This is a genomic window from [Clostridium] symbiosum (assembly GCA_036419695.1).
Lineage (GTDB): Bacteria > Bacillota > Clostridia > Lachnospirales > Lachnospiraceae > Otoolea > Otoolea symbiosa_A.
Genome location: CP143946.1, coordinates 4773827 through 4786669, shown reverse-complemented (window position 1 = coordinate 4786669; position 12843 = coordinate 4773827). Strand labels below are relative to the sequence as shown.

Sequence of the window (12843 nt, the reverse complement as noted above, 5' to 3'; positions counted from 1 at the left end):
GATGAGACGAATTAAACTGATTGTAGCTTACGACGGGACAGCTTACTGCGGCTGGCAGATTCAGCAGAACGGCGTGACAATAGAGGAAATATTAAACAAGGCTCTGACAGGACTTCTGAAGGAGCCTGTTGCCGTTATCGGCGCAAGCAGGACGGATTCCGGCGTCCATGCGAGAGGCAACGTGGCTGTTTTTGATACGGAGAGCCGGATTCCGGGTGAAAAAATCTGTTTTGCCCTGAACCAGCGTCTTCCAGACGATATCCGGATCCAGGCATCGGAGGAGGTTCCGCTCACCTTTCACCCCAGAAAGGCCAACTGTACAAAGACTTATGAATACAAGATCATGAACCGGAAAATCAGTATGCCGCTGGAACGGCTTTACAGCCATTTCTGTTATTTTGATCTGGACGTGGGCAAGATGAAGAAGGCGGCCGCTTTTCTGGTAGGAGAACATGATTTTAAGAGTTTCTGTACAACTCGTACCCAGGCGGAAGAGACGGTAAGGACTATTTACAGCCTGGACGTCGATAAGGCAGGGGACATGATTACGATCCGCATCAGCGGCAGTGGTTTCCTTTACAATATGGTCCGCATTATTACGGGAACACTTGTGAAGGTAGGAATGGGAGTTTATCCCCCTGAGCATATGGAAGAGATACTGGAGGCCAGAAACCGGGCGGCAGCGGGACCGACAATCCCAGCCGAGGGTCTGACACTGGCGAGCCTGGATTATGAGAAGGAACTCCGGCCTTATCTGGAAGGGAAGAATAAACACTGGCATTACGTTCTGGATCAGAGGGAAGTAAGCGGGGGCGGTCCTGCCTATCTTACAATACACCGCTGTGAGGACGAAGAGTTTGAGGGCGTTGTGAGGCGCGTGGTGCACCAGGCATACCGGAATGGAGCGAGGCGCGTGTCGGTGGCAGATGAAGAAAAAGAGCGGTTCAGGGACGGAGACAGGTATGGATTTTATATTGTAAAAGAAGATGGCGGATTCTGGATGTGTGATGAGGCGGGACTGGATGAGGGCGTTATTATGGGTGTGAAACAGTAATTAAAGATGCGGGTGTAAACCGGCGGTAAAACAGAGAATGAGGACGCGGAAACCGCAGTCCTCATTCTTTATTGCAGCCGGCCCTAAAGTGTAAGGCTGATTCAATGCCAATACCGTTCTGTTATTTTTCTATGCCCTCCCGTCCCGTTTTGTTGACGAACCCTCCCCTACCACGTATAATTAAGGACAGGAAAAAAACGGAAGAACATGCCTTAAGGCATGCCGGCATAGTGGGGGGGAAAATGAGCAAAACATTTGTTTATCTGGTCTATTTCGGACTTTATTCGCTGGCAATTCTTATTATAGGAAAATCATCCTTCGGGGAGAGCGATTCCATCTCAAAGTTTTTTGTCGGAGAGAGGAAAATCGGCGTCTGCCGGCTCTTTTTTACATTTGTGGGAACCTGGATTTCGGCGGCCACGATTCTGGGGTATACGGGAAACGTGTACCAGAACGGTGTGGCCGTCATTTCCATGTCCGTTATTCCATGGTTTATCGGAGCCGTGATGCTGTATGCAATCAGTGACCGGCTCTACGACAACGACATTTTTACAATTCCCCAGTTAATTCGCAACCGGTACGGCTCCAAGGGGCTGCAGATTGCCTCGGCCCTTTTGATGTCGGGCGGATATGTGATGTATCTCGTCATGCAGATAAAGGGGTTTGGCATTGCCGCCTCCAACCTGCTCAATATCGACTACAAGGTGGCCGTTTTTCTGGTGTATCTGTTCATCCTCTATTCCACCTTTGGCGGTTTTAACTCCGTTACCAAGACGGACGCCGGGAATCTGGTGATGCTTGCAATCAGTGTCGGGGTAATCTACTTTGTCATTGTGGGAAAAGTGGAGGGAACATGGCTCCTGACCGACGGCACCGTGGCCCGGGAAACAATGAAGGCCGGAGCGGTGGTGGAACAGAAGGGACTGTTCCGGGATTATTCCCCTCTTATGTATATCTCCATGTTCTTCGGCTGGGGGATGGGGCTGGCTACGAATCCCCAGTATATGGTCCGAATTATTGCGGCAAAAGATAAGAAAACGGCAAAGAGGATGCTTCTCTGCGCTATGGGGTTTCTCGCGGTATTCTATTTCGCCCTGACCCAGATCGGTCTGGGACTTAAAATCCTGTTTCCCCATCTGGAGACATTCTGTGCAACGGACGACATCTTTGTCTACGCGATTGATCATCTGCTCCATACGAGGTTCAGCGGCTTTTTCCTGATCAGCGTGATCGGAGCCTGCCTCTCTACCGCCAACTCCCAGCTTCTGCTGATTGGCTCTATGCTCTCCTACGACGTGGCCGGCCAGTTCGGAAGCAATGGGATGAAGGAGGAAAAGCTCCTGGTCCGGGCCAGATGGTTTATTTTTATTGGCGGCACCTTGTCCCTGATTCTCTCCATCAATCCGCCGGGTAATATCCTCTTTTTCGGGGCGGATGTATGGGGAGCATTTGCAGTGGTTTTCACACCGCTTATTTACGGCGCCCTGCTGTACCCGAAGGGGACAAAAGCAGGGGCCTATGCGGCATTTATAACGGGAGTCCTCTGTTCACTCCTGCTTTGGGGGAGAACCACCAGGGTGTATTGGGCTTTTCCGGCCACGGCCTGTTCCGTCTTTGCATACCTTGCAGTTTCGTACATTGAGAGAAAATGGGGGACGAGAGATGAAATGGCTGAGTGATAGACTGTCAAAATGGTTTTTCCAGATAGAAAATGAAATCCTGGTTCCCTTTTTATTTGTAGGAATCATCGTAATCTGCGGGTTCGGCGCCATTTCCTATTACAACGGCTACACGATGCAGAGGGACAACCAGAAAGCAATGGCGCTTCAGATGTTTGATGAAATCAACAAGGACGTCAATTTCCTGACCGGGAAAATCAGCGAGGACGATCTGAGGGAGAAATACAGATATTACGGGCGCGGATATATCAGAATCACAGATGAAAACGGAACGGTTCTGACCTATGAAAGCAGCGCAGCATCCGACCGGGAGGTGTTCCTCACCAATGAGACGGGCAATAAACTGGGATGGAAGCTGGAATTCCTGATAGACGGTAAGACATTTGGGGAGGAGATCCTGGAAAAACAGAATTATGTGGTGGTCGGAGCGATTGCGTCTCTTCTCATTATTATCCAGGCCAGTATTTTTATTTCCCACAACATTACAAGGCCCATCAGGAGCATGAGCAGCACCTGCAGGGAGATCAATAAAAATAAGGGGAATTACAGAAATTACCGGTTTGAGTCGGTCAAGAGAAAGGATGAGATTGGCCAGCTTGCCGTTACATTTGAAAGCCTGCTCCGCAATATGGACAACTACACCAAGATGGAATATACCAGTAAGATGTCCGCCACCCTTGCCCATGAAATAAAAAATCCAATCGCAGGGATACGTTCTGGCATCCAGCTTCTGAAGGACAGGGCGGCCAAAGAGGGAGACAGGATGCTTTGTGAGAGCATGATCAAGGAGATCGACCGGGTGACGGCTCTTATTATGAACCTGTTTACCCTCTCTGTGAAAAAGGAGTCCCCGAAGGAACTGGTATCCTTTGAAAAGGTGATTGGCGAGATTGCAATGATTTATTCCAAGGGGCCGGAGGGACAGAAAGTCACGATGGAAACCGGTGTTGAGGAGGGGCTGACCGGTTATCTGAATGAAAATGAATTCCGCCAGATTGCCCATAACCTGATCAGCAACAGCATCAAGTCCATCCCGTTCGGGACGGATGGACGGCTTAAAATCACAGGAAAGAGTGACGGCAGCAGGGCATTGATAGAATTTCAGGACAACGGAAAAGGCATGAGTAAGGAGGAGCTGTCCCAGGCCATGGAACCATTTTACACAAAGAGCATCAATGGAATCGGCATCGGTCTCGCAATTGTCAAGAAACTGGTGGAGCAGAATGGAGGCACTCTGGAAATGACCAGCGCCTGCGGGGAAGGAACCTGCGTGAGACTCAGATTTTACAGGAGGGAGGAAGACTATGAAGAAAATATTAGTCGTGGATGACGAATTTCTGATCCGCTATACACTGGAAGAGGGGCTAAGGGACAGGGGATACGATGCAAAATCCGCAGGAACCATTGAGGAGGCCGTAGAATGCGTGAAAAGTTTTCATCCCAATGTAGTGATTCTCGACAACCTTCTGGAGCACAGCGTGGGAATCGATGAGATTGCGACCTTTAAGGGAATGGACGACGACATCCAGGTCATTCTCATGACGGCTTACGGCTCCGTATCCCAGGCTGTGGAGGCAACCAAGAGGGGAGCCTATGACTATGTCCTGAAACCGTTTGACGTGGATGAGATCGACTTTATCATTAAAAGATGCCTGGAGCAGATGAAACGGAAGGACTCCCTGGAGTTTTTAAAAGGAAAATCCCAGGATTTTACTGGAGTCAGCGAGGCGGTCTGTCAGATCCGCTCCCAGATTAAGGTGCTGGGAGAGAACTCTTCCGTCAATGTCCTGATCCGGGGAGAGACGGGAACCGGCAAAGAGGTGGTAGCCAGGCAGATCCACGACTGCAGTGACAGGAGGGAAAACTTGATGGTCAGAATCAACTGCGGCGCTATTCCCGAAAACCTGCTTGAAAGCGAGCTGTTTGGCTATGAGAGGGGAGCTTTTGCCGGTGCGTTAAAGACGAAGAAGGGGCTGATCGAGCTGGCAAACGGGGGAACCGTTTTTCTGGATGAGATAGGAGAACTGCCCCTGGCCATGCAGACAAAACTCCTGGCATTTTTAGATGACAGGAAATATAAACGGATCGGCGGGCTGGAAGATATCGAACTGGATGTCCGAGTGATTGCGGCCACGAACCGGAACCTGGAAAAGGCCATTGAGAGCAAACAGTTCAGGGAAGATTTATTTTACCGGCTCAACGTCATGCAGATCGTAATTCCGCCGCTTCGGGAGAGACGGGAGGACATACCGGTCCTCTGCGATTATTACCTCGATTACTACAATAAATCGTTTGCCAGGAATATTGAAAAAGTGGAGCCTGATTTTATGAGGGAGCTGATTCTTTATGACTGGAAGGGTAATGTCAGGGAGCTTAAGAATATTTTCGAACGCTGCTTTTTATTCAGCCAGGGCAATGTGCTGGAAAAACATGTGGAACTGACGCCGGTTGAAAAAACCGAGGTCAGAGGCAGCGGAAACTGTTATTACCTTAAGAATCTGGCCGAAGGGCCAATCAGCCTGGAACAGGAGGTTTCCATGCTGGAAAAACTCTACATGGAGCAGGCGCTTAAGCTCTGTAACAACAACCTGACAAAGGCAGCGGCCCTCCTCGGAACGACCCGTTTTTCAATGAAAAGAAGGATGGAGCGGGAGGAATAGGGACCGGGCGGATGTGAACAGTGCAAAAAGTCACATCGTGCAAAAACGCACGCAAAATTCGTGCGTTTTTGCACGATTTTTGCGTTAATAAGAAAGAGAAATAAATATAATCGAAATTAATATTGAAAAAAATGGAAAAGTCAGATAAAATAATACTGTTGGGACTGAGAGGTCCAAGGGGCAAAGACAATGAGCAAGGTAAGGAGGATAAGACTATGTATTATGTGGATCTGAACAGTGATTTGGGAGAGAGTTTCGGCAATTATACGATTGGTATGGACGGTGAAATTCTTAAATATGTATCGTCCGCAAACGTAGCATGCGGATGGCATGCAGGTGATCCGATCGTGATGGAGAAAACGGTTGCCACTGCAAAGGAAAATGGCGTAGCCATAGGAGCCCATCCGGGATTTCCCGACTTAATGGGGTTTGGAAGAAGAAATATGGTGGTTACTCCGGAGGAAGCAAAGGCTTATGTGAAGTACCAGCTTGGGGCTTTAAAGGCATTTACGGACAGCCATGGGGTTAAGATTCAGCATGTAAAACCGCACGGCGCGCTCTATAATATGGCAGCTGTTGATGAGAAGCTGGCAAGGGCAATGTGCGAGGCAGTTTATGAAGTAGACAAAGATATTATTTTCATGGGTCTGGCCGGTTCAAAGATGATCGAGGCGGCTGAGGCGGCGGGCCTTAAGGCAGCCAGCGAAGTATTTGCAGACAGGGCATACAATGACGACGGCACTCTGGTTTCCAGAAAATTGGAGGGCGCTGTAATTAAGGATAAAGAACTGGCAATCAAACGCGTTGTAAGAATGGTAAAAGAAGGAAAGGTAGAGAGCATCAACGGCAATGACATCGCCATTAAGGCAGATTCCATCTGTGTTCACGGTGATAATCCAAAGGCTCTTGAATTTGTCAAAAATATCCGCGAAACTCTGATCGCGGAGGGCGTAGAGATTAAAAATCTCATGTAAGGGGAATGAAAATAAAGCTTTAAAGTAATCTAAGGCGAAGGAGATATATATGGGAGAGAAGAAAAAGAATAATATGACGGTCCTTCTGGGTGCCGCGTTCCTGATGGCCACATCGGCAATCGGACCCGGTTTCCTGACACAGACGGCTACATTTACGGGCCAGTACGGTTCTGTATTTGCAATGGTTATCATCTGTACGATTCTTCTGGATCTTACAACACAGTTAAACATCTGGTCGATTATCGGAGTTTCCGGTATGCGCGGCCAGGATATTGCCAACAAGGTACTTCCGGGACTGGGATATTTTATCGCATTCCTTGTTGCCCTCGGCGGCCTGGTGTTCAACATCGGTAACGTCGGCGGCGCGGCTACCGGACTAAACGTTATGTTCGGCCTTCCAGTCAAGGCGGGCACAATCATCGGCGGGGCCATCGGTATTCTGATTTTCCTGTCCAAGGATGCGAAAGCAGGAATGGATAAGATGACAAAATACCTGGGAAGTATTATGATTCTCGTAGTACTTTTCGTTGCATTCAAGTCCAAACCTCCGGTAGGAGAGGCAGTGACGAGCGTCTTCCGTTTTTCTGAAGCTCCGGGACTGGTATTCCCGATGATTACGCTGCTTGGCGGAAGCTGCGGCGGATATATTACATTCTCCGGCGCCCACCGTCTTCTTGACGCAGGTTTTTCAGGAACAAAAGACCTTCCGGAAGTACGTAGATCCGTTCTGATGGGTATCGGCGTATCCGGCACAATGAGAATCTTATTATTCCTTGCAGTCCTGGGCGTTGTTACGGCTATGCCGCAGGTTGTCGGAAGCGATGCATGGGTGGCCAGCCCGCCGGCAGCAGCATTCCAGGCAGGCGCGGGAGTGATTGGCTATAAGATTTTCGGCCTCGTAATTTTCTTTGCGGCTTGTACGTCCATTATTGGTGCGGCTTATACATCCGTATCCTTTTTAAAGACACTGCATCCGTTTATTATGGCAAATGAGAAATGGTTTGTAATCGGATTTATCGCAGTATCAACTGTTATTATGACTTTATTAGGACAGCCGGCAACTCTGCTTGTACTGGCAGGTTCCGTAAACGGACTGATCCTTCCTCTGACTCTTCTGACCATTCTTCTGGCCAGCAGGAGAAAAGACATTGTGGGAGAGAACTACAAACATCCTATGATTCTGATTGTTCTGGGAATCGGCGTTGTTCTTCTGACCGGTTATTCAGGCATCAAGGCACTTCCGAAGATTCTGACTATCTTTGGATGATAAATTATAACTGTTCCGTCGGGCGGGGATTTCCTGCCCGGCGTCTGACGAATTCGGAGGGAAATAAATGAGCGAAGTAAGATACCTTGTATCGGGCGACTGCTCTGTATGCGTAGAGTTCGGCAACGAGATCAGCCCCGATATCAACAAGAAAATCAGGGCATTCAAAATTGCTGTTGAAAAAAGTGGTATTGAAGGGATCGTGGAGACGGTTCCCACCTACCGTTCCCTGCTTGTCTATTACAAGCCGGAAATCATCAGCTTTAAAGAGCTTTCCGAAAAGTTTGAGGAGCTGATGGGCTCCCTGGACAACATTGAGATTCCGCCGCCATCCGTAATTGAGATTCCGGTTCTCTATGGAGGAGAAATGGGCCCGGATATTGTAAACGTGGCCGAACATAACGGAAAGACAGTCGAAGAAGTAATAAAGATTCACACATCGGAAGAATATCTGATTTATATGATAGGATTTATTGCCGGGTTCCCATATCTGGGCGGCATGAGCAAAGAAATCGCTACTCCAAGGCTTAAAAGCCCAAGGGTAAAAATCGACGGCGGCTCTGTTGGAATCGCCGGGGAGCAGACCGGTATCTATCCGGTGGACTCCCCGGGAGGATGGCAGCTGATTGGAAGGACTCCGCTTAAGCTTTATGACGCGGAGCGCGAAAAACCGGTGCTTCTGGAGGCTGGACAGTACATAAAATTTAAGTCCATTACCCAGGATGAGTATGACAAAACACTGAAAGCTGTGGAAGACGGCAGCTACCAGTATGTTGTATACGACAAGGAGGTGTAACGATGGGCGTCAAATTTTTAAATGGAGGATTCCTCACAACAATCCAGGATATGGGACGTGTTGGCTACCAGGAGTCCGGTATGTCCGTATCAGGCGTCATGGATCAGCGCTCTGCGGCGCTTTCGAATATCCTTGTTGGAAATGACGAGAATGAGGGTGTGCTCGAAGTCACACTGATGGGGCCGATGATGGAGTTCACGGCCGACAATATCATTGCGGTGACGGGAGCGAACCTTGGACCGAAGTTAAACGGCAAGGATCTGCCGATGTACCAGGCAGTGCCGGTACACAAAGGCGATTCCATGAGTTTCGCCGGAATGTTCAGTGGCAGCAGGGCCTATGTGGCTTTTGCGGGAGGGCTGGATATTCCTCTTATTATGGGAAGCAAGTCCACAAATCTGAAATCCAAGGTAGGAGGATTTGAGGGCAGAAAGCTGGGAGCGGGCGACGAGATCGCATTTACCGACCCGAAGACCACACTTCCGAATATGTATCTGAGAAAGGTAAAAGCCGACGATTTTACCCCGACGGAGCAGGAGCTGCGCGTTGTGATGGGACCGCAGGACGACTATTTTACCGAGCAGGGAATTAATACGTTCTTAAGTGAAACCTATACGTTTACCAATGAATCGGACCGCATGGGCTGCCGTTGCGAGGGTGAGGTAATTGAGCATAAGAACGGAGGCGACATCATCACCGACGGTATCGCTTTCGGTGCAATTCAGGTTCCGTCCCACGGCAAACCAATCATCATGATGGCCGACCACCAGACGACCGGAGGCTACACAAAAATTGCCAGTGTGATTTCCGTGGATCTCCCGAAGGTGGCACAGTCCAGGCCGGGATATAAAGTAAAATTCAAGAAGGTTTCCATTGAGGAGGCCCAGCGGCTGTATATTGCCCAGGTGGAAGAGTTTAAAGCGCTCAAAGAAAAACTTTCCAAAGCGCCGGAACCGTGTGCGGAGCGGGATGCGGCGATTCAGGTTGCGGTAGCCCACGAGGCGCGCAAATACTGGAGCCGGGCGGGCAAGTATAAAGTCCGGATCGACGGCGAAGAGTTTATCGTCGAAATCCAGGAGGAAAGAGAAGGCCTGCGGTAGCGGCATACCGGAAATTAGAACAGGGAGGTAGATACCCATGAAAGATTACAGCAAGACATCACCGGAAGAAATATGGAAACTGATCCGTTCGGGAGAAATTGATTATCCGACAGCGGGAATGTGTGCGGGATATGCTCAGGCAAACCTGGTCATCCTGCCCAAACAGTATGCTGAAGACTTTAAAGAGTTCGCAAGGAAAAATCCGAAACCATGCCCAATCCTGGAAGTGGTGGAGGGAACTCCCGATGTCCACGACATGGGAGAAGGCTCCAATATCGTGACCGATATTCCGAGATATTTTATTTACAGGGACGGCGTCAGGGCGGAGGAAGTGACCGATGCCTCCTCCTATTGGCAGGATGATTTTACCGGTTTCCTGATCGGCTGCAGTTTTTCCTTTGAGGAAGCGCTTATGAAGGCGGGAATCGAAGTGCGCCATATCGCGATGGGCTGCAATGTACCGATGTATAAAACGAATATCCAGTGCGAGAAAGCAGGTGTATTTGAAGGGCCCACGGTTGTCAGCATGCGCCCGATGACTCCGGAGAATGCAAAAATCGCCAAGGAGATTACCGATCGTTATCCAAATGTTCACGGAGGTCCGATTCAGATTGGAGATCCGGAAAAAATCGGAATCAAGGATATCAACAAGCCGGATTACGGCGACAGCGTTGAGATCCGCGAGGGAGAAATCCCGGTATTCTGGGCCTGCGGCGTAACTCCCCAGGCTGCGATTGAGAATGCAAAACTTCCGCTTGTTATCACCCACGCGCCGGGACATATGTTCATCACCAATGTGCTGAATACGGAGCTGAATGATTTCCTGGAGGCTAAAAAGAAGAAATAGCGGAAACTGCTTAAATAACAGAAGCAGCAGTAAAGTTGCCTTATCTAATTATGTATATAATATAAGGAAAAAAAGTTCATTACAAAAAAGCGGCGGGAAGAGGAGAGATGTTCCGGAAAGGGAAGCTCTCCTTTTCTCTTTGTGTTGAGGATTTCGTTGAGATGCGAGGACGCCTCTGTAAGACGGCGGACGGGGGAGTGGGAGGGTGTGTATGAGTTTTCAGTCCCGGTTGGTGGGTTGTGGTGAGGGGGAATCCAGGAGAAAAAATTCCTACGGGAACTCGCTCCCGCTTGTGGAGCGCACAGCGGATGCTAAGACGTCAAAGAACGCCGTCTAAGCACCGGTGGGCTCCAATGTCCCCTTCGGAATCTTTTCTCCTTCCTTCCCCGGGCAGGTTGTCGACGGGACTGAAGACTCAGGGAAGGTGTTGCCCCGTCCGCCGGCTTCAGGGGCTGATTGTCTCTTTCGTCAAGTAAGGGGGGAGGTATTGTCGCGTCCACTATGTAGTCGTGGTAGCGACAGTAGTCCCCGCACTCGTATAATAAGTTTATAGCCAGTTAACATAGGCTGTAAACTTATTTTTTTCTAGTATAGATGTAAGGAATTTCTATGTTGTCATATCAGGAGGGGTCTCCTCCAGGAGTGCTGGTCCATCCTTTTCTCATCTATACTGTTTACTGGTTACTTTCTATCAAAGCCTCCCGGTGCTATAATGGTTCTCAGTGGAATCTTAGCTAAGGTCACTGCTGCCCCCGCATGCAAAGCCTTTGGCTATTGCTTATCAAGCTTGCAGCCCAGACGGTGTGCCATGACTGCTTACACAAATGCTGCATCACCAGTTCCAGCCTCCAGCAGGGTATTTCTACTGGTTCAATGCTGATATCGCGAGGTTGCAGCCGGTACACCGAATCGGGATAAGCTTTGGCTATGTTTCCCCATTCTTACATGAAAGGTGGTGATTACACATGAAGAAAACCGATTACCTGTCAACGCTTTTTGTTGGAATCGACATTGGTTCCCGCTTAAACGTTATCTCTGCTTTGAATTTCGAGCAGGACTTCCTTATCCGCATGGTCCCCATCCCTAACGCCCAGTATGGCGCTGAGAGGATGGGGCAGATGATAGTGGAAGTTCTGGAACAGCACCATGAGTTCCTTTCCGTTATCATCGGTTTGGAGTCTACCGGTTTTTATGGCGTCCACATTGCCAATTACCTTTCCACCTGCGAAAGGCTGGCCCCTTTCGGCACGAAGGTTTACTGCCTTAACCCCAAGGAAGTGGCAAAGTACAAAGGATCCTTCAATTCCCTTGATAAGAACGATGGGATCGATTCCTTTGTCATTGCCGATTTCGCCAGGGTAGGGCGGATTAAAACCCAGCCGTGGCGTGGGGCACAGTATCTTGCCCTCCAGCGCCTTACCAGGCACCGGCTTCACATTACGGAATGTATGGCCAAGGAGAAAACCTACATGCTCAACAACATCTTCCTCAAATTCAGTGAGTTTGCCATGCTGAACAAGGAGGAACATCCTTTTTCTGACAAATATGGTGCCACCGCAGAAGCAGTCCTTACGGAATACCTTTCGACCGAGGCCATTGTAAATGCTTCGGTCGATGAGCTGGTTGCATTCATCAGCTCCAAGAGCCGTGGACGAATCTCCGATCCGGAGCAGACCACTTATCTGCTTCAAAAGGCGGCCACTAATTCCTACCGGCTGGACAAGTGTCTTTATGAACCGCTGACGGTCTCCATCGGGTGTTCTTTTAACTGTATCAATGCATTTGAAAAAGAACTCAAAGCAATTGATGATGCCATTTTAAGGACGGTGAAGGGGCTGAACCCTACCGAGTACCAGATCCTCAACTCCGTTCCCGGAATCGGCAAGGTTTATGCCAGTGGTATCCTTGCTGAAATCGGCACAATCAAGTGTTTCAAAAACAACGATGCACTTGCCAAGTATTGTGGCATTGTCTGGAAGGAAAACCAGTCCGGGATATTTGATGCAGAAGACACGCCTATGAATAAAGCCGGCAACCGTTATCTGCGTTATTACATGATAGAGGCCGCAGGCAGTGTCATGAATCACTGTCCGGAATACAAGGCCTTTTATGACAAAAAATTTGCTGAGGTGAGAACCCATCGGCACAAACGAGCACTCGCGTTGACTTCCCGTAAACTGATACGTATGCTTTTTGGACTGCTGGACAAAAGCCAACTCTACTCTGTGGAAAAGAGTAGGTAATCCATAGTATATACCGAACTTACGTTTCTTTTGAATCGTAGGTCTATTAAAGTTACCTTTCTTATAGAAAATCTTTTTCATTTACCTCTTGACATTTCACCAAATTGCTTGAAGGAACAGAACAAATCAGCGGCCGCAGGCCGGAGTTTGGGATGGCGAAAACCTTCGCGTCTTCAGTCCCGGCCCATAACCTTCCTGTGGGGAAGAAGGGAGAAAAAGATTC

The 12843-nt window shown here is 49.1% G+C and carries 11 protein-coding genes; all 11 read left to right on the top strand.

What is annotated here, in order from left to right; all coding sequences use genetic code 11:
- Position 1: 1 nt before the first annotated feature.
- Positions 2-1054, top strand: a complete 1053-nt coding sequence (gene truA / locus V3C10_21375) for a tRNA pseudouridine(38-40) synthase TruA (protein ID WVP61827.1) — start codon at positions 2-4, stop codon at positions 1052-1054.
- 242 nt (positions 1055-1296) lie between these two features.
- Positions 1297-2733 carry a sodium:solute symporter family protein gene (locus V3C10_21370; protein ID WVP61826.1) on the top strand — a complete coding sequence of 479 codons (1437 nt, stop codon included), beginning with the start codon at positions 1297-1299 and terminating at the stop codon, positions 2731-2733.
- Positions 2717-4063 carry a HAMP domain-containing sensor histidine kinase gene (locus V3C10_21365; GenBank protein WVP61825.1) on the top strand — a complete coding sequence of 449 codons (1347 nt, stop codon included), beginning with the start codon at positions 2717-2719 and terminating at the stop codon, positions 4061-4063. Before V3C10_21370 ends, V3C10_21365 begins: the two co-directional genes overlap by 17 nt.
- A complete protein-coding gene (locus tag V3C10_21360; protein WVP61824.1) occupies positions 4038-5393 on the top strand; it encodes a sigma-54 dependent transcriptional regulator in 1356 nt (451 codons plus the stop codon). The genes V3C10_21365 and V3C10_21360 overlap by 26 nt, the downstream gene beginning before the upstream one ends.
- Positions 5394-5608: 215 nt before the next feature.
- A complete protein-coding gene (locus V3C10_21355) occupies positions 5609-6367 on the top strand; it encodes a 5-oxoprolinase subunit PxpA (protein WVP61823.1) in 759 nt (252 codons plus the stop codon).
- Positions 6368-6416: 49 nt separating this feature from the next.
- Complete coding sequence (locus V3C10_21350; GenBank protein WVP61822.1) at positions 6417-7634, top strand: NRAMP family divalent metal transporter; 1218 nt, start codon at positions 6417-6419, stop codon at positions 7632-7634.
- Positions 7635-7701: 67 nt separating this feature from the next.
- Positions 7702-8430, top strand: a complete 729-nt coding sequence (pxpB, locus tag V3C10_21345; GenBank protein ID WVP61821.1) for a 5-oxoprolinase subunit PxpB — start codon at positions 7702-7704, stop codon at positions 8428-8430.
- Positions 8431-8432: 2 nt separating this feature from the next.
- The gene (locus V3C10_21340; GenBank protein ID WVP61820.1) at positions 8433-9530 is read left to right on the top strand and encodes a biotin-dependent carboxyltransferase family protein; all 1098 of its coding nucleotides are present in this window, start codon (positions 8433-8435) and stop codon (positions 9528-9530) included.
- Positions 9531-9567: 37 nt separating this feature from the next.
- Positions 9568-10377, top strand: a complete 810-nt coding sequence (locus tag V3C10_21335) for a putative hydro-lyase (protein ID WVP61819.1) — start codon at positions 9568-9570, stop codon at positions 10375-10377.
- A gap of 211 nt (positions 10378-10588) precedes the next feature.
- Entirely contained in the window at positions 10589-10714 is a 126-nt protein-coding gene (locus V3C10_21330; protein WVP61818.1) for a hypothetical protein, read from the top strand.
- A gap of 628 nt (positions 10715-11342) precedes the next feature.
- A complete protein-coding gene (locus V3C10_21325) occupies positions 11343-12620 on the top strand; it encodes an IS110 family transposase (protein WVP61817.1) in 1278 nt (425 codons plus the stop codon).
- The last annotated feature ends 223 nt before the right edge of the window (positions 12621-12843 follow it).